Genomic DNA, 20712 nt, shown 5'->3' with positions numbered 1-20712 from the left:
TCACCGGCGCCCACCACACGCGCCCGGCGCCCAGTGCAGGTATTGCGGTGACCACGCGCCGGTCGGGCTGAGGAACTTCCGCACGCCCTCGAGCCCGTTGCGCACCAGCACCACGCTGCCAGGCTCGGGCAGGAAAATTTCCGGCTGCTGTGCCGCCGCATAATCCTGATAGGCGTAGAGTGGTTCCAGGCCCGGCTTCGTCTGCACATCCTTCAGCAGCGCGTCCATCCGCGCGTCGCTGTAGCCGGACTGGTTGAACGCGCCATCGCTTGCAAGCTGGGCGGAATCGTCGGGGTAGACGCCGAGCGCCCAGCCGAACTGCATCGCCTCCCATTGAAGCGGCTTGTAGCTGAGCACCAGCATCTGGCTGAACGTGACCTCGCGGATCGTCATCGCGATGCCGACGGCGCGCAGATCCGCCTGGATCAGCTCGGCGCCGAGCTGGCCGGTCACGTTGCCGGAGGGAATCACGTCGGTGAAGGCAAGACGCTTGCCGTCCTTCATCCTGATGCCGTCCGGTCCCGGTTTCCAGCCCGCGGCGGCGAGCAGGGCCTTCGCCTTTGCCGTGTCATAACCCACGGGATATTTCCCGGCCTTCGCCGCGGGCGAGAGAAAGGTCGGCGGGTCCACCGGCACCGGCCCGTGCTGCGGCTTCGTTGTCCCGTGCAGGAGCAGGCGGATGATTCGCTTCTGGTCGATTGCGTCGGCAATCGCCTGGCGCACCCGCACATCGCGGAAGAAGGCGACTTTCGGGTTGCGATAGCTCAGTTCCATGTAGTCGAAGCCGAAATTTGGCGGCAGTCGCAGCTCCCGCGCGTCGGGCAGCTTCCGCTGCGCCCGCCACAGCGAGAAGGGCAGGTTGCCGGCATCGAGCGTGCCGGTGCGCAACCCCTCGAACACCGCGCCGTCCGAATTCAGGAAGACCATGATGAACCGACGGATGTCCGGCTTGTGGCCCTGATAGGTCGGGTTGGGCACGAAACTGATGTAGCGGCCCATGACGTAGCGGCCGATCCGGAAGGGGCCGTCCACCACCCGGAAGAACGAGGGCGTCGATTGCAGCCGCCACATCTGGTTGACGGAATAGCGGGTCCAGGCATGGGCGGGAAACGGGGTCAGCTGGCTGAGGCCGGTCAGTTCGAACCAGGTCGGGTTCACGCTCCGCTTCAGCACCACCCGGAAGCGGTGCGGCCCGAGCACGTTGAGCGACTTCACCAGCCCCGGCATGCCGCCCTGGCCGTAGCCGGTATAGGTTTTCCCGAGCTTGCGGATCAGGTCGAAGGTGAATTTCACGTCCTCCGCCGTCACCGGTACGCCGTCCGACCAGGTGCGAGGCTTCATCGTCACGGTGAAGGTGGTCTTGTCATCGGAGACCTCGATCGCCGATGCGATGCTGCGCGACCAGGTGATGGTGTGGTTGCGGCTGATCCAGAGCAGCCCGTCATAGAGCAGGCCGGCGGCTTCGGCATCGTAGGCGGAGCCGATCAGGAACGGGTTGAGTGAATCGACGCTCGCCGGCGGCGTGCCGAGCCCGAGCCCCGGCGGCACCACCACCGTGTCGCAGCGTCCCGCGCTGAAGCTCGGCCCTGCCGCGACCATGGCCAGAATCACCGCCGCCAGCAGGCGCGATCGCATCAGGACTGAACCGCGCCGCATCGGCTCAGCCGGTCTGGATTGTCACTCCCCGACCCTGATCTCGATCGGCACCGCGAAGGTCTTGTCCTCCGTGCCGGGGAAGGGCGGGAAGCGGTGGTGCCGGACGGCATCCAGCGCCGCGCGGTCGATCAGCGGGTTGCCGCTGCTGCGGTAGACCTGCGCCGAAAGCAGCTTTCCGTTCGGCGCCAGGGTGAACTCGATGAAGGCCGTGCCATTCACGCCGAGCATGCGCATTGTCTGCGTCACATGCACTTCGCGCTGCAGCGGCCCGCGAAGTCCGGCGGCGTATTGCGCGAAATCGAAGGCCGGTTGCGGCGGTGGCCTCTTTGCCCTGGGTGGCGGCGGCGCCGGATGCGGCACCGGGCGATGGACCGGCTGCGGCTTGGGCCGCGGGTGCGGTGGCGGTGGCGGATGGTGCACCACGTTCGGCAGCGGCTTGGGCGGCGGCATGGGTGAGGGTGCGGGCGGCGGTGGCAGCGGTTTCGGCTGCGGCGGCGGCGGAACCGGCGGGGGAGGCACGGGTAGCGGCGGTGGCGGCGGCTGCACCGGCTGCGGTGGCAAGGGCAGGGGGGGCGCGAGCCGGACCAGATGCACGGTGGTGGCGGGCGCCAGCGGTGTGCGGTAGCGCGGCAGATGGCGCGCGGCGTAGAACGCCGCGGCGGCGATCAGCCCGACAATCACCAGCCCCGCCGCCGTCGCCCGCGGCAGGCCCAGCTCGTCCGGCTGCCAGGGCGGAATGGCGCCGTTCGCGGTCGCCCCCTCCGTCCTCATGCGTGGCACCGGCGCTGATCGGTCTCGTCCGTCACGTCCTTGTCTTCAGGGGCGGGCCCTCGGCTGTCAAGGCGCCGCGCCGGCCTCGATCCGGCGGCCGAGCCGCCCGGCGAGATCGCAGATGAACTGCCAGGCCACCCGCCCCGACCGGGCGCCGCGCGTCACCGACCATTCCACGGCCTCCGCATGGAGGGTTTCGGCGTCGACATCGAGGGCGAACGCCTTCGCATAGCCCTCGATCATGGCGAAGAAGGTCTGCTGATCACAATTGTGAAACCCGAGCCAGATGCCGAAGCGATCCGACAGCGATACTTTTTCCTCCGTCGCCTCCGAGGCGTGGATCGCGGTGCTGCGTTCGTTCTCGATCATGTCACGCGGCATCAGGTGCCGCCGGTTCGAGGTCGCGTAGAACAGCACGTTGTCCGGCCGGCCCTTGATGCCGCCATCGAGCACCGATTTGAGTGCCTTGTAGTCGGCATCCTCGCGCTCGAAGCTGAGATCGTCGCACAGGATCAGGCACTGGCGGGGCTGGCCGCGCAGGATGTCGAGCAGCGCCGGCAGGGTGGCGATGTCCTCGCGATGGATCTCGATCAGCGCGAGGCTGCCGGGAAACGCCCGGTTCGCCGCCGCATGCGCCGCTTTCACCAGCGAGGACTTGCCCATCCCGCGCGCGCCCCAGAGCATGGCGTTGTTGGCCGGCAGGCCGCGGGCGAAGCGCAGCGTGTTCTCGGTCAGGATGTCCTTCTGCCGCTCCACGCCCTGCAGCAGCCCGATCGGCACGCGCGAGACCTGATCCACCGGCTCCAGCGCCGCGCGCTCGGGATGCCAGACATAGGCATCGTGCGCGCTCACCTCGGCCGGCGGCGGCGGCGGCGGGGCGAGGCGGTCGAGCGCATCGGCGATGCGGGCGAGCAGGTCGTGTGTCGGCTGGTCCATGACGTCTCCTCAGGCAGGCGCGCCCCGCGCGGCTTGACGGGGCGGGCGTGCAAACTATGGTCCCGCCCGACCAAGGACAAGCTTCACCACATCAGATCAGGGTATCCCGCATGTTCATCGCCACCGCCTATGCCGCTGCCTCGTCATCACCTTCCGGTGCAATGGCGGCGGTGATCAATTTCGCACCGCTGGTGCTGATCGTCATCGTCTTCTACTTCATCCTGATCCGCCCGCAGCAGCAGCAGGCCAAGACGCAGAAGGCACGCCTCGCCGCCATCCGCCGCGGCGACAAGGTGGTGACCGGCGGCGGCATTGTCGGCCAGGTGGCCAAGGCTCTGGATGGCGCCGAGGAAATCGAGGTCGATATCGCCCCCAACGTCCGCATCACCGTGCTGCGCAGCACCATCAGCAGCGTGCTGACCGACTCGAAGCCGGCCGAGACCAAGGCGGCCGAGCCGAAGAAGAAGTAAGCCCGGAAACGGGAACGGCCCCGGCGGTTCGCGCCGGGGCCGTCCTGCAACGGCGGGTCTTGCCCGGCCTCAGCCCAGCAGGTGCTCGGCGTGGGCATAGTTGGCGAGCTTGTCGAGCCAGTTCTGGATATAGTCCGGCCGGCGGTTGCGGAAATCGAGATAGTAGGAGTGCTCCCACACATCGAGGCCGAGCAGCGGCTTGCCCTCGCCGGTGGCGACCGGGTTGGAGCCGTTCGGCGTCTTTGTCACGGCGAGCTTGCCGCCGGGGGTCAGGATCAGCCAGGCCCAGCCAGAGCCGAACTGGGTGGTGCCGGCGGTCTTGAACGCGTCCTTGAACTGCGCGACGCCGCCGAAGTCCTCGGCGATTTTCGCTTCCAGCCGGCCCGGCAGCTTGCCGCCGTCGGTCGGCGACATGCACTGCCAGAACAGATTGTGGTTCCAGTGCTGCCCGGCATTGTTGAACACCGGCGCGAGATCGGCCTTGTTGTAGGTGAAGGCGACGATCTCCTCAAGGCTCTTGCCCTGCAGGTCGGCGTTCTTCTCGACGAAACCGTTCAGCGCCGTCACATAGGCCTGATGGTGCTTGCCGTGGTGCAGTTCGAGCGTTTCCTGGCACATGCCATGCGCGGCAAGGGCTGCGTGCGCATAGGGCAACGCGGGGAGTTCAAAGGCCATGGGGCATCTCCGATCCGGTTTGGGCTTCTGTTTCGGCGCCGGCACGGTGCGTGCCGACCGCTCGTCCGGTAGCTATGGTCCGGCCCTGCCAGCGTCAAGCATCGAAAGAGTTCCGCAATGAACGAACCCGATCTCGCGGCCCAGGTCCGCTGCGCCGATCCCGACCGCTTCCTCGGCGCGATCTTCGCCCCGCCGCAATCGCGACGCTGGCTGTTCGTGCTCTACGCCTTCAATCATGAACTGGCCCGGGCGCGCGAAGTCGCGAGCCAGCCGCCGCTCGCGCTGATTCGCCTGCAATGGTGGCGCGAGGTCGTTGAAGGCGCCGATCGCGCCCATCCGCTCGCCGTGGAACTCCGTGCCGGGCTGGCCCAAGGCATCTTTTCCGATGCCGCCCTCACGGCGCTGATCGACGCGCGCGAGGCCGAAGCCGAACCGATTCCCGACCGCGCCGCCTTTCTCGACTACGCGCGCGGCACGGCGGGGGGGCTGGCGCGGATTGCCGGCACGGTGCTCGGCGTGACCGAGTCCGCCGAACTCGCGGCGCTGGAGGACCTCGGCACCGGCTATGGCATTGCCGGCATTCTCCGCGCCGCCCCCGCGCTTGAAGCCGCCGGCCGCGACCTGCTGCCGCAGGATGGCACCGACCCTGCGGCCTTGCGCGACGAGGCGGCCCGCCTGCTGCGCCGCCGCGCGCCGCGTGCCGGTTTGGCCGCCGCCCTGCCGGCGGTGCTCGCCCGGCGCGACCTGCGCCGCCCGACCGGTCCGGCGCCGCGCGGCCTCGCGGACCGGATTGCCGTTGTCATCGCCGGGCTGACCGGCCGCTGTTGAGCCGCACCCCTCGCCCCCGCGCGGCGCAGGTGATATGACGCCGCCATGACTGACACGACCGACCAGACCGAAGGGCCAAGCGGCCAGGTGCCCGTGACGATCGAGCAGGAGATGCGCCGCTCCTATCTCGATTACGCCATGTCCGTGATCGTCTCGCGCGCCCTGCCGGATGCGCGGGACGGGCTGAAGCCGGTGCATCGCCGAATCCTCTACGCGATGCAGGAGGCCGGCAACACGCCGGACAAGCCCTATCGCAAATCCGCCCGCATGGTCGGCGACGTGATGGGCAAATACCACCCGCACGGCGACGCCGCGATCTACGATGCCGCGGTCCGCATGGCCCAGGGCTTCTCGATGCGGGTGCCGCTGATCGACGGCCAGGGCAATTTCGGTTCGGTCGACGGCGATCCGCCGGCGGCGATGCGCTACACCGAGGCCCGCCTCGCCGATGCCGCGATGGCCCTGCTCGCCGACATCGACAAGGATACGGTCGATTTCCAGCCGACCTATGACGAGAGCGACAGCGAGCCCCGCGTCCTGCCCGCCGCGTTCCCCAACCTGCTGGTCAATGGCGGCAACGGCATCGCCGTGGGCATGGCGACCAACATTCCGCCGCACAATCCCGCCGAGATCATCGACGCGACGCTGCATCTCATCGCGCAGCCGGAGGCAACGCTTGATGACCTGATGCGAATCGTCCCCGGCCCGGATTTCCCGACCGGCGGCATCATTCTCGGCCGCTCCGGCATCCGCAGCGCCTTCGAGACCGGCCGCGGCGGAATCGTCGTGCGCGCGCGCACCAGCATCGAGGAAATCCGCAAGGACCGCATGGCGATCATCGTCAGCGAGCTGCCTTATCAGGTGAACAAGGCGACGCTGCTCGAACGCATCGCCGAACTCGTGCGGGCCAAGGAAATCGAGGGCATTGCCGACCTGCGCGACGAGAGCGACCGCGAGGGCATGCGCATGGTGATCGAGCTGAAGCGCGACGCCACGCCAGAGGTCGTGCTCAACCATCTCTACCGCTTCACCCAGATGCAGACCGGCTTCGGCATCAACATGCTCGCCCTCGATGGCGGCCGGCCGCGCCAGCTCGGCCTGCGCGATGCGCTGGATTGCTTCATCGCCTTCCGCGAGGACGTGATCCTGCGCCGCTCGCGCTTCGAGCTGAACAAGGCGCGCGACCGGGCGCATCTGCTGGTCGGGCTCGGCATCGCGGTGGCGAATATCGACGAGGTGATCGCCCTTATCCGCGCGGCGCCGGACGCGGCCTCCGCCCGGATCGCCCTGATGGCGCGGGACTGGCCGGCCGGCGATGTTCGCCCGCTGCTGGAACTGATCGACGATCACGGCAACCAGATCTCGGCGGATGGCACCGTGCGCCTGACCGAGGCGCAGGCCCGCGGTATCCTCGAACTGCGCCTGCAGCGCCTCACCGGGCTCGAACGCGAGAAGATCCAGTCCGAACTCGCCGAGGTCGGCCGCCGCATCGGCGAATTGCTCGAAATCATCGCCTCCCGCCCGCGCCGGCTTGAGGTGATGCGCGACGAACTGCTCGCCGTGCGCGCCCGCATCGCCGCCCCGCGCCTGACCAGCATCGAGGACAGCGTCGCCGACCAGGACGATGAAAGCCTGATCGAGCCGGGCCAGATGGTCGTCACGATGACGCGCGACGGCTTCATCAAGCGCACGCCGCTCGAAGCCTTCCGCGCCCAGAACCGCGGCGGTCGCGGCCGCGCCGCCGCCTCGATGCGCGGCGACGACGTGATCACCCGCAGCTTCAACGCCCATACCCACCAGTTCGTGCTGTTCTTCAGCCAGGGCGGCAAGGCGTTCCGCGAGAAGGTCTGGCGCCTGCCCGAATCGGCGCCGGCGGCGAAGGGCAGGGCGATCGTCAACATCCTGCCCGAGCTGAATGGCGATGCCGTCACCGCCGTGCTGCCGCTGCCGCAGGACGAAAGCCTGTGGAACGACCTGCACCTCGTCTTCGCCACCGCCTCGGGCAATGTGCGGCGCAACCGCCTCGCCGATTTCCGCAATGTCCGTTCCACCGGCCTGATCGCGATGAAGCTCGACGACGGTGACCGTCTGATCGGCGTCGCCACCTGCCGCGAGGGCGACGACGTATTCCTTGCCACGCGTCAGGCCCGCTGCATCCGCTTCCAGATCACCGATGACACGCTGCGCGTCTTCGCGGGCCGCGACTCCAGCGGCGTGCGCGGCATCCGCCTCGGCGCCGGCGACGAGGTGATCTCGCTCTCCGTGCTCCGCCATGTCGAGGCGAGCGTGGATGAACGCGCAGCCTATCTCAAATACGCCGCCGCCCAGCGCCGCGCCGGCGGCGAGGAGGGCGAGCTGGATGCTGTCGAGTCCGACGAGGCGGCGGCTGACATCCAGCTGACCCCCGAGCGGATCGCGGCCCTGCAATCGGCCGAGGAAATGATCCTCACCGTCACCACCGGCGGGTTCGGAAAACTCTCCTCGGCCTATGAATACCGCGTCACCGGCCGCGGCGGGCAGGGCATCGCCAATATCGCGCTCGCGGCGCGCAACGGCCGCGCGGTGGCCGCCAGCTTCCCCGTCCGGCCGGGGGACGACATCATGCTCGTCACCGACCAGGGCAAGCTGATCCGCGCCCCGGTGGACCAGGTGCGCATCACCGGCCGCCAGGCGATGGGCGTGACGCTTGTGCGGGTGGAAAAGGACGAACAGGTGACCAGCGTCTTCCCCGTCCTCGACGACGGCGGAGACGAAGCGGGGGAGGAACAGGATGGCTGATGGCGGTCTGATCGGTCTGTATCCGGGAACTTTCGATCCGATCACCAACGGGCATCTCGACATTATCGGCCGCGCCGCCCAGCTCTGCTCGAAGCTGGTCATCGGCGTGGCCCGCAATGCCGGCAAGGGGCCGCTGTTTCCCACCGCCGAGCGCGTCGAGATGGTCCGCGCCGAGATCGCGCCGATCGCCGAACGCACGGGCACCGAAATCGATGTGCAGGCGTTCGATTCGCTGCTGATCGCCTTTGCCCAGCAGGTCAGCGCACAAGTGATCGTGCGCGGGTTGCGCGCCGTCTCCGACTTCGATTACGAGTTCCAGATGGCCGGGATGAATGCACGACTCGACCAGCGGATCGAGACGATCTTCCTGATGGCAAGCGAGCGGCACCAGTTCATCTCGTCGCGTTTCGTCAAGGAGATCGCCCAGCTGGGCGGCGACATCTCGAGCTTCGTTCCGAAACTGACGTTGGAGAGGACCCTTCGCCGGGTTGGCAGACCATGATCATCAGACGCCGCACGCTTCTCGCCGCCGCCGCTTCCACCCCCCTTGCCGGAGTTTTCATGTCCGAATCCGCTTCCGCCGCCAGCACGTCGAACACCATTCACATGACGCTGCCCTTCGGCGTCGTCACGATCGAGCTGCGCCCCGACCTCGCGCCGAAAACCTGCGAGCAGATCCGCACGCTGACCGCGCGCGGCTTCTACAACGGCTGCGAATTCTTCCGCGTGATCGCCGGCTTCATGGCGCAGACCGGCGACCCCACCAACACCGGCACCGGCGGCAGCAACCTGCCCAACGTGCCCGCCGAGTTCACCGACAAGGCAAAGTTCCTCACCGGTTCGGTGGGCATGGCCCGCACCAGCGACCCGAACAGCGGGAACAGCCAGTTCTTCATCTGCTTCGCTCCCGCCGCCTGGCTTGACGGCCAGTACACCCTGTTCGGCCAGGTTACGGCGGGCATGGACTATGTGGACGAGATCAAGAAGGGCCAGGGCCAGAGCGGCCGGGTCACTGACCCGACCAAGATCATCAAGATGGAACTCGCCGCGTAATACCGGCAATCCGTCTCAGCCTCTTGACGAACCCCGCCGGAATTGGTCTTTCCGGCGGGCACATTGGTGAGAGCCCGTAGCTCAGTTGGTAGAGCACGAGACTTTTAATCTTGGGGTCCAGGGTTCGAATCCCTGCGGGCTCACCAGTAAGGCAATCACTTGGTCGCTAAAGAAGTCCCCTGCGCGGAAATTCGGGCAATATGCCCCGAACGGCCATAGCGCTGGGCAGATCTGATGGACGATCCGCGCGATCTTCTCCTCGATGGCTCCGGTGGTTGCGTCGATCTTCGGGCGCCGCGGCTTCGCTGCCAGAAGATCCCGTTCACTGAACAAGTAGAGCGTCAGCCAACGCAAGCCGTCGTAATGACTGTGGAAGAACCGCCCCTCCTGGTGGCTGTGCGCGGGATCCCCGGGTCGCCGAGCAACAAACCGACGAACGGCGCCGCGATGGCCTCTGGGTCGGAACTGTTGCGATGATGCCGACGGCGCCTCGCGCTTCAGTTCCAGCGACTATAGCGAGGACTTGGCGGCCAGCGGTGCGCAGCCTGCCCGCCGCGCCCTGAACTCGCTGGCGCGAATTGCGCGCACCGGATCGTGTCGCAACTTCCGATCATCGATCACGTCATCGCAGCCAGGCGCATTGCGGGCGCCGCGCTGGGGTAACAGGACCACAGATCGTTCTTGATGTGATTCGTGGGGCGCTAGAGCACTTTCCGATCCTTTTGGATCGGATGTAGTGCTCTATCATGCTGATAAATCGAGCATTTTTATCCGATCAGATGACTCCATCTGATCGGATGATGCTCTAGTCGGTGAAGCGGGCGGCGAAGCGTTCGGTCAATCTGATCGCCCGATCGCCTGCTCCCGGCGGCTGCACGTCGGCATCCTGGGAGATCGCTCCGCCGGCGAACCCGATCGCGACTGAAGAGCTGCAAACGGTTCCTCTCTCGAATTTCTCCGCGACGACGCTCTGTCCGCATCGGGCGCACTGCGCTGTCTCGTATAATTGCTTTGCCGCAGATCAACTTTCGCCGATTCAGAACCTCTGGGCGCACGCCTGCGTGAGAAATGCAGGTTAGTGAGTTTTGCCTTTGGCACATTCCGATCCTTCCTGTTCGGATGATGATCTGGCCGCAGCGCAACTGCTTAACGGCCCGTTGCGTTAATGATAACGGAACGTCATTCTTTCGATGCATGTCCATACGAATTTGATCGGCAATATGTATATAAAAATATCTAACAAAATCTATACTATTATCAATATCTGTATGCATAAAAATCGTGAAGCGCGACGGCGCCTAAAATCGTATCATTAGTATTATTTTTTAACGTTGACCTCCATCGATACATCCGTGATAGTTAATTTCGAGTTAGTGATTCGGTCTGCTCATTCCATTTTCGAGTTTTTCATTTTTAATGAGACAAAATGCTATGTTGTTTGAGAGTTCTTAACAATGAAGCAAACTAACAATTTAGAGATATGTCATCTATTGTTAGAATTGAGGTCTTCTCAGGCTGCTTCTGGCTACATTTATCAGAATGATTGTCATTTTGACCGTTCCGTCTCCGCGGTGCTCGGGCCCTGGGGTGGCTGCGCGCAGCGTTTCTTGATCGCGCGACGGTTCGCGCGGAGGTCAACTCCATCTTCACCCGCAAGATCTTGCGCCGGCCTGCTCCGGCGCGTGGCTGGGAGCAGGCGCATGCAGCTTTACAATTCGAATTAAAGGCCGGTCGAGTCAGGCTGGTCGTTGTCAATTTAGGCATGCATTTCCTTTAATTTAGTCAGGATAGAAAAATGTCAGGTTCGATTACTGTAAGCCCCGCGACGGGAAGTTACGGCGATGTTGTTTTGAGCGGAAATTACACAGATGTAGCAGCGTATGGTACGCCGCTTGTGGCCGTACTGGTTACGGCAAATGGTGATAATTATACCTACACACAAATTGGTGTCATTTATGACTATTCCGATCCCAACAATGGTGATGACGCGTCGAGGAATGGTAATAATGGAGATCCATTTACATTAACTGTTTCTCTGCCTACCGGAACGTATTCTGTATATACGTATTCTGACTTTTCGGATAGTTCTGGAGCAAGTATCAGTAAAGTTCCCATAAGCACCGGCAGTGCAGGCACGATCGTTTTTATTGATCCGTCTAAAGCTGACCAAGTCACAAGCTTGGTGACGTCTCTGTCAATTTCATCCGTAGGGTCGCTGGGCCCGACCGGCCCGGCGGGCGCGACGGGTGCCACCGGAGCCACGGGCGCGACGGGTGCCACAGGCGCGACGGGCGCGATGGGTGCCACCGGCGCCACGGGCGCGATGGGTGCCACCGGAGCCACCGGCGCAACGGGTGCCACGGGCGCAACGGGTGCCACGGGTGCCACAGGTGCCACGGGTGCCACAGGTGCCACGGGCGCAACGGGTGCCACCGGCGCGACGGGTGCCACGGGCGCAACGGGTGCGACGGGTGGAAATCCCTGCTTCGCAGAGGGGACGCGGATTGCGACTGTGCGGGGTGACGTGCCGGTAGAGGAGTTGGTCGCAGGCGATGTGGTCGTGCTGCACGACGGTGGAACGGCGCCGGTGGTGTGGCTCGGCTATCGCACGATCAACCTCGACCGCCACGCCAGACCCGAGGCGGTGCAGCCGATCGTGATCGACGCCGGCGCCATTGCCGACGGCATCCCGGTCCGCGACCTGATCGTCTCGCCGGATCACGCTTTCTACCTCGACGGCGTGCTCATCCCGGCAAAGGCGCTGGTTAACGGCGCGACGATCCGGCAGCTCCGGCGCAGCCAGGTCACCTACTTCCATGTCGAACTGCCGCAGCATGCCGTACTTCTGGCGGAAGACATGGCCGCGGAGAGCTACCTCGAGACCGGCAACCGCCCGGCCTTCGAGAATGGCGGTGACGCGATCATCCTGCATCCGGACTTCGCGCAGGCCCTGCGCGAGACCGGAAGCTGCGCGCCCTTCGCCGAGGAAGGCGCGATCGTGGAACGGGTCCGGGCACGCATCTTGGCCCGGGCCGGGATCGAGACCACGGACGATGCGGATCTCAAGATCCGGTATCGGGCCGATGGCGCGGCGGTGATCACCTCGCGCACGGCGATCCCGGGCTACCTAACCCCGGATCCGCGTGACCGCCGCGTGCTCGGTGTCAAGATCGGCGCGATGATGCTTGGCGACGAGCCGATCGCGCTCGATCACCCGGCATTGACCGAGGGCTGGCATGACGTCGAGACCGACGGCCGCTGGACTGGCGGTGCGGCGGTGGTGCCGGCCAGCCTGATCAACGGCCGCACGCTCACGATCACCGTGGTGGGCACGCTCGCCTACCCGGCCCACGGCGCAAACCGCAGCGTCGAAGCCGGCTGATGCCTGGGCAGCCCGGCGCCTGAGACCGGGCATCGACCGATACGCCGCCGAGGCGACCTGCCCCTTCTCCGGAAGGGAGGGTCGCCGAGGCGGCTTTTCGTTTCCTTATCGTCTGCATCAGGAGCGCCAGGTCGGGTACTCGGGGCCGGCCGGTTCCTGAACCGGGTGAACAAAGGCGGATGCTCGTGATCCGGCCTCGAAATCCGGTGGGTTCCGAGGTTGTTGAACGTTTTTGGAAAGCAATGAACGCGAGAGTATGGCGGAGGCCGGAGAGTGCGGCACTGTGTCGGTCTTGAGCCGCCCTGTGTCTGGCGGCGACTGAAATCGGATGCTTGCCTCGGGTCGATCGTCTGTGCCGGCAGCTAGAATGGCATTCATGGTGGCAAGGAACTTTCCGGCGGTGGCAATGATTGCGGCCTTACGGATTGTCCCGCTGCCTGGACGGCCGTCGCCGATCGATCATGGCCCCGAGCGCCCTCCGCTGTTGCGCGAGACGGGAGCCGGGCTGGCAAGCGCGTCGATCGACCTGACCACTCTCAGGCAACTGCGCAATGAGCATGAGGGCAACGCCTGGTGCGGCGTGGAGCCGTCGGTCTATGGCAACCAACCCTGCGTCCGCGGCGATAGGTTTGGTCTGCTTGATCGCCTCAGGGACGCCATTTTCCACAGCCCTGCGAGACCGCGGCATTGATGCTCATACCGCGCTGGCGACGAGGTTGATCAACCACTGCACCTCATCGGAAAGGTGCCCGCGCGGATGCCAGAGGAGGTAGTATTCGACGGCAGGAAAATCGATCGGCGACGGCACGACCGCCAATGGCAGATGCCGTGCATGGAATTCGGCAAAGCGGCGCGTCGTGGTGAATATGAGATCGGTCTTGAGCAGCAGTGGCGGAGCAAGGCTGAAATAGGGAACGAGAATCTGCACGTTCCGTTTCAGCCGCGCGCGCGTGAGATGCGATTCGATCGGACCGCGCTGGGTCGGAGAATAGGGCGTGGGCGCGAGGTGCGCGGCGGTCAGATAATCCGCCTCGCTAATCGTCCCTCCGGCACGAAAGCGCTGCGCGAGCGGGTGATCGGCGGCAAGGAGGCAGACGACCTCGTCGGAAAACAGCGTGCGGCGCTGAAGCCTTTTCGGCGGCTCGGGCCAGTTGCCGAGCACCAGGTCGAACGTGCCACTGGCGAGCGATTCCTCGTAGTCGGCGTCCGATGTCAGCGGATGGAGTTCGAGCCGGGCATGCGGGGCCGCCGCGCGGAACCGCTCGACGAGGCTCGGAACGAAGAGGATGTTCAGATAGTCGGGCGAGCCGATGCGGAAGCTGCGGATCGAGTGTTTGGGGTCGAAGGCGTCCCTCGCGATCGCGATCCGGCTGATTTCGTGGAGAGCGTTCGTCACCGGCTCAAGCAGGGCAAGGCCCCGCTCCGTCGGCACCATGCCGGACTTGGCGCGCACGAGGAGGGGATCTCCGGTGATGTCGCGCAGGCGGCGCAACGCGGCGCTGATCGCGGGTTGCGACTGGTTGAGCCTGACCGCCGTGCGGGTCACGCTGCCCTCGACGAGCAGCGTGTGCAGCACTCGCAGCAGATAGATGTCGACCGTGTCGCGATAGCCCGTCAAATGTTCCGCCGCCTCCGCTTCATCCGCCCAGCACCTCCAGCCCCGTGTGATGGGCGTGGAAATGTTCGGCGACGTCGATCCGTCGCGCCACCCAGACGTTCTCGTGCGCCGCGACATGATCGAGGAAGCGCGCCAGCGCCGCAAGCCGCCCGGGACGGCCCGCGAGGCGGCAATGCAGGCCCACGCTCATCATCGCCGGCCTGCCGCTTTCGCCCTCGCGGTAGAGCACGTCGAACGTGTCTCGCAGATAGGAGAGAAAATCGTCGCCGCTGGCAAAGCCGGACGTCGTCGAGAAGCGCATGTCGTTGGCGTCGAGCGTGTAGGGAATGACGAGATGCCGGCCGGCCGGGCCCCGCACCCAGTAGGGCAGGTCGTCGGCATAGCTGTCCGACGAATAGCGGAAGCAGTCCTGTTCCATGGTCAGTGCCCGCGTGTTCATCGAACACCGGCCGAGATAGAATCCTTGCGGCGCCTCGCCGGTCACCTCGCGATGCAGGCGGATCGCCGCCGCCAGATGAGCGGCCTCGACGTCGCGCGGGACCGAGCGGTAGTCGATCCATTTCAGGCCATGGCAGGCGATTTCCCAACCGGCCTCCCGCATCGCGGCGGCCTGTTCGCGGCCGCGGTCGAGCGCCGTGGCGACGCCGAATACCGTTGTCCTGATCCGCCGTTCGGCAAACAGCCGCCACAGGCGCCAGAAGCCCGCCCGTGCGCCGTATTCGTAGATCGACTCCATGTTCCAGTGCCGTTCGCCGGGCCAGGGCGCCGCGCCGGGAATTTCCGAGAGAAACGCTTCCGACGCGGCATCCCCGTGCAGGATGTTGTTCTCGCCGCCTTCTTCGTAGTTGACCACGAATTGCACGCAGATCAACGCGCCGCCCGGCCAGCGCGGGTCGGGACGGTCGCGGCCGTAGCCCTTCATGTCGCGGGGATAGCCTGTCATCGGACGCGGCTCCGGTGATGTGTCGATGGTGCGGCGGTCAGCGTAACAGGCGGGCGAGGGCTCTGGCGACCACTTCGGTGGCCTTGAAGAGATCGTCGAGCTTCAGCCGCTCGTCGGCGCGGTGGGCGTTCGCCTCCTCGATCGTGTGCGGCCCGGCGCCGAACAGCACGATGGGCACGCCGGCGGCGGCATAATGCCGGGCGTCGGTGTACAGCGGCACGCCCCTGGTTGTGATCGTCTCGCCCATGATGCGGGAGGCTTCCTCGCACAAGGCGGCGGAAAGCACCTCGGCGCCGGGCAACGGCGTGAGCGGCTCGGCCAGCAGGATGCGCCGGATCGTCGCCCGCGCGCCGGGAACGGTGGCCACCGCCGCGCCGATCAGCCGGCGCAGGCCGTCCTCCACGTCCTGCGGGTTTTCCTCCGGGATCATCCGCCGGTCGAGCCGGAAGGTCACGCGATCGGGCACCACGTTGGTGTTGATCCCGCCGCTGATCAGCCCCACCGTAAGCTGCGGGCTACCGATGCCGGCGATCCGCGACACCGTTGCGGACAGCGTCCCGCGCGTCGCATAGAGCGCGGAGAGCGCCGCGTTCGCCGCCTGCAACGCGTCGACGCCGGTGAACGGCATCGCCGCGTGGGCGGAGCGCCCGTCGACCTGGACTTCCAGATGCAGGCAGCCGTTGTGGGCGTTGACGACGGCATAGGAAAATCCTGCGGCGATCGCGAGGTCGGGCTGCGAGATCTTCTCGCGCAGCAGGATGCCGGGGCCGATGGCGCCGCCGGCCTCCTCGTCATAGGTCAGGTGCAGTTCGACCGCGCCATCGAGTTGCAGCCCGCTCTCGCGCAGGGCGAGCAGGGCGAAGGCGTAGGTCGCGAAATCGGATTTCGAAACCGCGACGCCGCGGCCATACATCCAGCCATCGACGATTTCGGCGCCATAGGGATCGCGCGTCCAGCCCTCGCCGGGCGGCACCACGTCGCCATGCGCGTTGAGCGCGATCACCTTGCCGCCCGGGCCGAAACGGTGGCGGACCACCAGGTTCACGGCACTGATCATGCCGTTGGCGTGGACTTCCGCCTCGGGCACCACATGGCGTTCGACCGTGAAGCCCAGCCCTTCCAGCAATTCTGCCGTCCGCGCCGCATGGGCGGCGCAATCGCCGGGCGGGTTGTCCGACGGCAGCCTGACCAGGTCGGCCAGAAACCTTGTCTCCGCCTCCCGCGCGCCGGAAAGGTAGCGGGAAATCGCATCGGGAACGGGCATCGTCTCGGTATCGGCCATGGTCAGTCCTTTATCGTTTGGGCATGGGAGGCGAACGGGGCGGGGTCGAAGTGGCGCAGCGTATCCGCGAGGATGCAGGCCGCAAGCCCCGCATCCTCTTCGGCGATCGCTTCGGCCGGGTTGTGGCTGATGCCGCCGCGGCAGCGCAGGAACAGCATGCCGATGGGGCAGAGCGACGCGATGGCCAGCCCGTCATGCCCAGCGCCGCTCGGCAGGTGGCGGACGCGAACGCCGGCGCGGGTGACGGCGGCATCGAGCAGCGCCATCAGCGCTGGAGCGCAGGGCGCCGCTTCTTCCTCGAAATTCTTCCGGCTGGACAGGGTGACGCCGCGCCGCGCGGCAATCTCCCGCCAGTGCATGAACAGGCGCGCGACGGCATCCCGCCGCACCGCGTCGGACGGGCTGCGGATGTCGAGGCTGAACCGCGCGGCCGAGGGGATGACGTTCACCGCGCCCGGCAGCGCCGTCATCTGGCCGACGGTCGCGACGAGATCGGCCGTCTCGCGCGCGATCCGCTCGGCCGCGAGCACCATTTCCGCGCCCGCGGCCAGCGCGTCGTGGCGCAGCGCCATCGGCACGGTGCCGGCATGGCCGGCCACGCCCGTCACCTCGATCACGTGCCGTTCGGCGCCGGCGATCGCGGTGACGATGCCGACCGGCAGACCCTCGGCCTCCAGTACCGGCCCTTGCTCGATATGCAACTCGAGATAGGCCAGAACGTCGCGCTCGTGCCGCGCCGCCGCGGCGATCCGGTCCGGCGAACCGCCAAACGCTTCGAGTGCCGCGCGCATGGTGATCCCCTCGGCGTCGGTTGCCGCGAGGGTCGCCGGATCGAGCGTGCCGGCGAAGGCGCGCGCGCCGGTCAGGGCGGCGGGAAAGCGCACGCCTTCCTCGTCGCCCAGCGCGAGGATTTCGATGGCGAAGGGGAGGGGCGTGTCATTCAGCCGCGCGACGGCCTCGATCGCGGCGACGATACCGAGCGGGCCATCATATTTCCCGGCATTGCGCACCGTATCGACATGGGAGCCCAGCAACAGCGCCGGCAGGCCGGGTGCCGTGCCCTCGCGCCGGCCGATCAGGTTGCCGACCTCGTCCTGCCTGACCGCGAGTCCTGCCTCGTGCATCCAGGCGCCGAGCGTCGCGAGAGCGTCGCGATGCGCGTCGGTCAGATAGAGGCGGGTCAGGGCGTCCGCCTCGCTCGAATGCCGGGCCAGGGCGTCCAGCCGCGCCATGATCCGGGCTCCGGCCTCGCCGCGCCAGGCGGGAAGTCTGGCGGCCGCGCTTGTCAAGCTGTCCATGTCCCTCACTCTCCGGCCTCTTGTGCGGTGACCAGTATCACCCGGATGTCGTTCACGTTCGTCAGGGTCGGGCCGGTCACCACCTGAGCGCCGATCCTCTCGAACAGCGTGTGTGCGTCATGGGCCGCCAGGATCGCGCCCGGGTCAAGACCGGCGGCACGGCTGGCCGCCAGCGTCCGTGGCCCGATGACCGCGCCCGCGACCGGCTCGGTCCCGTCGATCCCGTCGGAATCGGCGGCCAGCGCATGGATCCCCGGCTGTGCGTCGAGTTCCAGCGCGAGCGCGAGGAGGAATTCCACGTTGCGGCCGCCGCGCGCCGCACGCGGCGTGTCGGGCCCGATCGTCACCGTCGTCTCCCCGCCCGAGATCAGCGCGCAGGGCGCGGCGGCGGGCACGCCATGACGCGCGGCCTGCCTGGCGATGCCGGCCATGACGCGCGCGACCTCGCGTGCCTCGCCCTCGATCGAATCGCCGAGAATGACCGGCGTGACGCCGTGATGCCGGGCAACGTCCGCGGCGGCCTCGAGGGCGAGCCGAGGTGTCGCGATCAGATGCGCCGATTGGCCGGCGAGGCGGGGATCGTCCGGCCGGACACCGCCCTCGTCGCGGGCGAGATGGAGGCGGACAGCATCCGGCAGGTCCACCCGGTATCGCGCCAGGATCTCGCGCGCCATCGCCGCGGTCGTCGAATCCGGCAGCGTCGGCCCGCTCGCCACGATGGCGGGATCGTCGCCGGGCACATCGGAGATCACGAGCGTGACCAGCCGCGCCGGATGGGCGGCGAGGGCGAGGCGGCCGCCCTTCACGGCGGAGAGATGCCGGCGCACGCAGTTCATTTCCGCAATCGTCGCCCCGGAGGCGAGCATGGCACGGGTGATCGCCTGTTTGTCCGCCAGCGTCAGTCCGGCGGCGGGCCGGGTGAGCAGCGCGGAGCCGCCGCCCGACATCAGCGCCAGAACCAGGTCGTCGGGGCCGGCCGAGGCGGCCAGCCCGAGCATTCGTTCCGTGGCCGCCAGCCCGGCCTCGTCGGGCACCGGGTGCGCCGCTTCCACAACCTCGATCCGGGCGCAAGGCACCGCGTGGCCGTAGCGCGTGATGACGAGACCTTCGAGCGGAGCGGTCCATACCGCCTCCACCGCCGCCGCCATCGACGCCGCCGCCTTGCCGGCGCCGACGACGATGGTCCGGCCCGGCGGCGGCGGCGGCAGCCATGGGGGCAACACCCGAGCCGGGCGCGCCGCATCGATCGCCGCATCGAGCATCCCGCGCAGCAATCCGGTTGCCCCGACCGGATCGGACCGGAGCGTGGCCGATGCCGCGTCCATCAGCTCAACTCATGCGCGGCCAGACGTTCAAGGGCACGCACCAGGGCGGAATGGTCCCAGTCGCGACCACCGGCCGCGATGCATGCGTTGAACAGAGACTGGCATGACGCCGTGTTGGGCAGGCTGACGCCCAGCTGGCGCGCGCCGGACAGCGCGAGTTCGAGGTCCTTCTGGTGCAGGCCAATGCGGAAGCCGGGTTCGAAGGCCCGGTCGATCATGCGCTGGCCGTGCACCTCGAGCACGCGCGAGGAGGCGAAGCCGCCCATCAGGGCCTCGCGCACGCGCGCCGGATCGGCGCCGGCCTTCGCGGCGAAGACCAGCGCCTCGGCAACCGCCTCGATGGTGAGCGCGACGATGATCTGGTTGGCGACCTTCGCGGTCTGGCCGGCGCCGCAGGGGCCGACATGGGTGATGGTCCTGCCCATCAGCCGCAACAACGGCTCCGCGCGGGCGAAGCCATCATCGGTGCCGCCGGCCATGATGGTCAGGCTGGCCGATTTCGCGCCGACCTCGCCGCCGGAGACCGGCGCATCGACAAATGCGCAGCCCGCGGCCTCGATCCTTTGTGCGAACTCCCTCGTCGCGAGCGGAGAGATGGAGCTCATGTCGATCACCATCCGGCCGGCGGCGAGTCCGTCGGCGACACCGTCGGTGCCGAACAGGACCGCCTCGACATCGGGCGTGTCGGGCAGCATGAGGATGATGGCGTCCGCCTGGCGGGCAACATCGGCGGGGGATGCGCACGCGGTGGCTCCGGCGTCCAGAAGGCGAGGGGGCACGCCGCTGCGCGAATGGGCGAACAGCACATGCCCGGCCGCCGCGATGTGCCCGGCCATCGGCAGCCCCATGATTCCAAGCCCGATGAATCCGACCCTCATGCCGCGATCTCCGGTCCCGCGGTGGGGCGCGCCAGCGTGTCGCGCCAGCCGAGCCCGGCGCTCGTGCTGGCTGCCGGCCGGTACTCGCAGCCGATCCAGCCCTGGTAGCCGGCGTTATCCAGCATGGCGAAGATGCGACCATACCCGATTTCGCCGGTGCCCGGCTCGCCGCGACCGGGATTGTCGGCAACCTGCACATGCGCGATGCGGTCGCGGAAGCGGCGGAACGTGGCGACGAGCTCGCCGGCGGAGCGTTGCTGGTGATAGATGTCGTACTGGATGAAAATGTTGTCCGACCCGGTCTCCTCGATCAGCGTCGCGGCGTCCTCGACGCGCTGCAACCAGAAGCCGGGAATGTCGTGGCCGTTGACCGGCTCGATCAGGAGGCGGATGCGAGCCTTGCCGAGTTCGCGCGCCGCGCGACCCAGGTTCGCGACGAGTGTCCGCCGTATTCGCGCGGGATCGGCGCCCGCCGGCGGAATGCCGACGAGGCAGTTGACCTGAGGGCAACCGAGCGCCGTAGCATAATCGATCGCCTGCGCGACGCCGGCGTGGAATTCGTCGGCACGGTCGGGATCGCAGGCGATGCCGCGCTCGCCGGCGTCCCAGTTTCCGGCCGGAAGATTGTGCAGGACCTGGACGAGCCCGTTCCGCTTCAGCCGCGCGGCGATCTCGCCGGCCGGGAATGCGTAGGGGAAGAGGAACTCGACACCGCCGAACCCGTCCGCCGCCGCCGCGTCGAACCGGTCGAGAAACGCATGTTCCCCGTAGAGCATGGAAAGATTGGCACAGAATTTCGGCATGACGGGTCGGTTCCTC

The 20712-nt window shown here is 67.0% G+C and carries 19 protein-coding genes and 1 tRNA gene; 9 read left to right on the top strand and 11 right to left on the bottom strand.

Going from position 1 to position 20712, the window contains the following annotated elements:
- From RT91_RS10480 to RT91_RS10470, 3 genes are all read right to left on the bottom strand, one after another.
- Positions 1 to 1635, bottom strand: coding sequence for a peptide ABC transporter substrate-binding protein (locus RT91_RS10480; RefSeq protein WP_138919257.1), 1635 nt, complete (start codon positions 1633 to 1635; stop codon positions 1 to 3).
- Between the two features lie 42 nt (positions 1636 to 1677).
- Entirely contained in the window at positions 1678 to 2427 is a 750-nt protein-coding gene (locus tag RT91_RS10475) for an energy transducer TonB (protein WP_011942057.1), read from the bottom strand.
- Between the two features lie 66 nt (positions 2428 to 2493).
- The gene (locus RT91_RS10470; RefSeq protein ID WP_007424790.1) at positions 2494 to 3363 is read right to left on the bottom strand and encodes an ATP-binding protein; all 870 of its coding nucleotides are present in this window, start codon (positions 3361 to 3363) and stop codon (positions 2494 to 2496) included.
- A gap of 110 nt (positions 3364 to 3473) precedes the next feature.
- Here RT91_RS10470 and yajC point away from each other — a divergent pair, with 110 nt between their 5' ends.
- Entirely contained in the window at positions 3474 to 3833 is a 360-nt protein-coding gene (gene yajC, locus RT91_RS10465; RefSeq protein WP_007424791.1) for a preprotein translocase subunit YajC, read from the top strand.
- A gap of 69 nt (positions 3834 to 3902) precedes the next feature.
- On the opposite strand, the gene RT91_RS10460 is transcribed toward yajC, so the two are convergent.
- Positions 3903 to 4508 (bottom strand): superoxide dismutase, encoded by a 606-nt coding sequence (locus RT91_RS10460; protein WP_007424792.1) that lies wholly within the window; start codon positions 4506 to 4508, stop codon positions 3903 to 3905.
- A 117-nt stretch (positions 4509 to 4625) separates the two neighbouring features.
- Between RT91_RS10460 and RT91_RS10455 the strand changes: the two genes are divergently transcribed.
- The 8 genes from RT91_RS10455 to RT91_RS10425 all read left to right on the top strand — a co-directional run bounded on the left by RT91_RS10455 (position 4626) and on the right by RT91_RS10425 (position 13240).
- Positions 4626 to 5336 (top strand): squalene/phytoene synthase family protein, encoded by a 711-nt coding sequence (locus RT91_RS10455; RefSeq protein WP_035187155.1) that lies wholly within the window; start codon positions 4626 to 4628, stop codon positions 5334 to 5336.
- A gap of 45 nt (positions 5337 to 5381) precedes the next feature.
- Positions 5382 to 8114, top strand: a complete 2733-nt coding sequence (gene gyrA / locus RT91_RS10450; RefSeq protein WP_013639576.1) for a DNA gyrase subunit A — start codon at positions 5382 to 5384, stop codon at positions 8112 to 8114.
- Positions 8107 to 8616 (top strand): pantetheine-phosphate adenylyltransferase, encoded by a 510-nt coding sequence (gene coaD / locus RT91_RS10445; protein WP_011942052.1) that lies wholly within the window; start codon positions 8107 to 8109, stop codon positions 8614 to 8616. Before gyrA ends, coaD begins: the two co-directional genes overlap by 8 nt.
- Positions 8613 to 9167, top strand: coding sequence for a peptidylprolyl isomerase (locus RT91_RS10440; RefSeq protein WP_007424414.1), 555 nt, complete (start codon positions 8613 to 8615; stop codon positions 9165 to 9167). Before coaD ends, RT91_RS10440 begins: the two co-directional genes overlap by 4 nt.
- Positions 9168 to 9237: 70 nt before the next feature.
- Positions 9238 to 9313: transfer RNA gene (locus RT91_RS10435), tRNA-Lys, on the top strand.
- Positions 9314 to 9401: 88 nt separating this feature from the next.
- A complete protein-coding gene (locus tag RT91_RS21470) occupies positions 9402 to 9644 on the top strand; it encodes a hypothetical protein (RefSeq protein WP_152982821.1) in 243 nt (80 codons plus the stop codon).
- 1705 nt (positions 9645 to 11349) lie between these two features.
- Positions 11350 to 12549 (top strand): Hint domain-containing protein, encoded by a 1200-nt coding sequence (locus RT91_RS10430; RefSeq protein ID WP_205408964.1) that lies wholly within the window; start codon positions 11350 to 11352, stop codon positions 12547 to 12549.
- A 367-nt stretch (positions 12550 to 12916) separates the two neighbouring features.
- Positions 12917 to 13240 (top strand): hypothetical protein, encoded by a 324-nt coding sequence (locus RT91_RS10425; protein WP_055726015.1) that lies wholly within the window; start codon positions 12917 to 12919, stop codon positions 13238 to 13240.
- A gap of 3 nt (positions 13241 to 13243) precedes the next feature.
- On the opposite strand, the gene RT91_RS10420 is transcribed toward RT91_RS10425, so the two are convergent.
- Genes RT91_RS10420 through hyi form a run of 7 tightly spaced genes read right to left on the bottom strand, consistent with a single transcriptional unit; the run spans position 13244 to position 20696 of the window.
- Complete coding sequence (locus RT91_RS10420) at positions 13244 to 14167, bottom strand: LysR substrate-binding domain-containing protein (RefSeq protein WP_007422275.1); 924 nt, start codon at positions 14165 to 14167, stop codon at positions 13244 to 13246.
- Positions 14168 to 14186: 19 nt separating this feature from the next.
- Positions 14187 to 15110 (bottom strand): allantoinase PuuE, encoded by a 924-nt coding sequence (gene puuE / locus RT91_RS10415; protein WP_011942040.1) that lies wholly within the window; start codon positions 15108 to 15110, stop codon positions 14187 to 14189.
- Between the two features lie 37 nt (positions 15111 to 15147).
- Positions 15148 to 16392, bottom strand: coding sequence for a M20/M25/M40 family metallo-hydrolase (locus tag RT91_RS10410; protein WP_007422273.1), 1245 nt, complete (start codon positions 16390 to 16392; stop codon positions 15148 to 15150).
- Between the two features lie 2 nt (positions 16393 to 16394).
- Positions 16395 to 17690 (bottom strand): allantoate amidohydrolase, encoded by a 1296-nt coding sequence (locus tag RT91_RS10405; RefSeq protein ID WP_035187154.1) that lies wholly within the window; start codon positions 17688 to 17690, stop codon positions 16395 to 16397.
- A 5-nt stretch (positions 17691 to 17695) separates the two neighbouring features.
- A complete protein-coding gene (locus RT91_RS10400; RefSeq protein WP_035187153.1) occupies positions 17696 to 19015 on the bottom strand; it encodes a glycerate kinase in 1320 nt (439 codons plus the stop codon).
- The gene (locus RT91_RS10395; protein WP_035187152.1) at positions 19015 to 19893 is read right to left on the bottom strand and encodes a 2-hydroxy-3-oxopropionate reductase; all 879 of its coding nucleotides are present in this window, start codon (positions 19891 to 19893) and stop codon (positions 19015 to 19017) included. Before RT91_RS10395 ends, RT91_RS10400 begins: the two co-directional genes overlap by 1 nt.
- A complete protein-coding gene (hyi, locus tag RT91_RS10390; protein WP_035187150.1) occupies positions 19890 to 20696 on the bottom strand; it encodes a hydroxypyruvate isomerase in 807 nt (268 codons plus the stop codon). The genes RT91_RS10395 and hyi overlap by 4 nt, the downstream gene beginning before the upstream one ends.
- Positions 20697 to 20712: the final 16 nt, after the last annotated feature.

The sequence above is a fragment of the Acidiphilium sp. JA12-A1 genome, from assembly GCF_000724705.2.
Taxonomy (GTDB): Bacteria; Pseudomonadota; Alphaproteobacteria; order Acetobacterales; family Acetobacteraceae; genus Acidiphilium; species Acidiphilium multivorum.
Note: the sequence above shows the minus strand (reverse complement) of the source record. Positions and strands in the feature narration are given on the sequence as shown.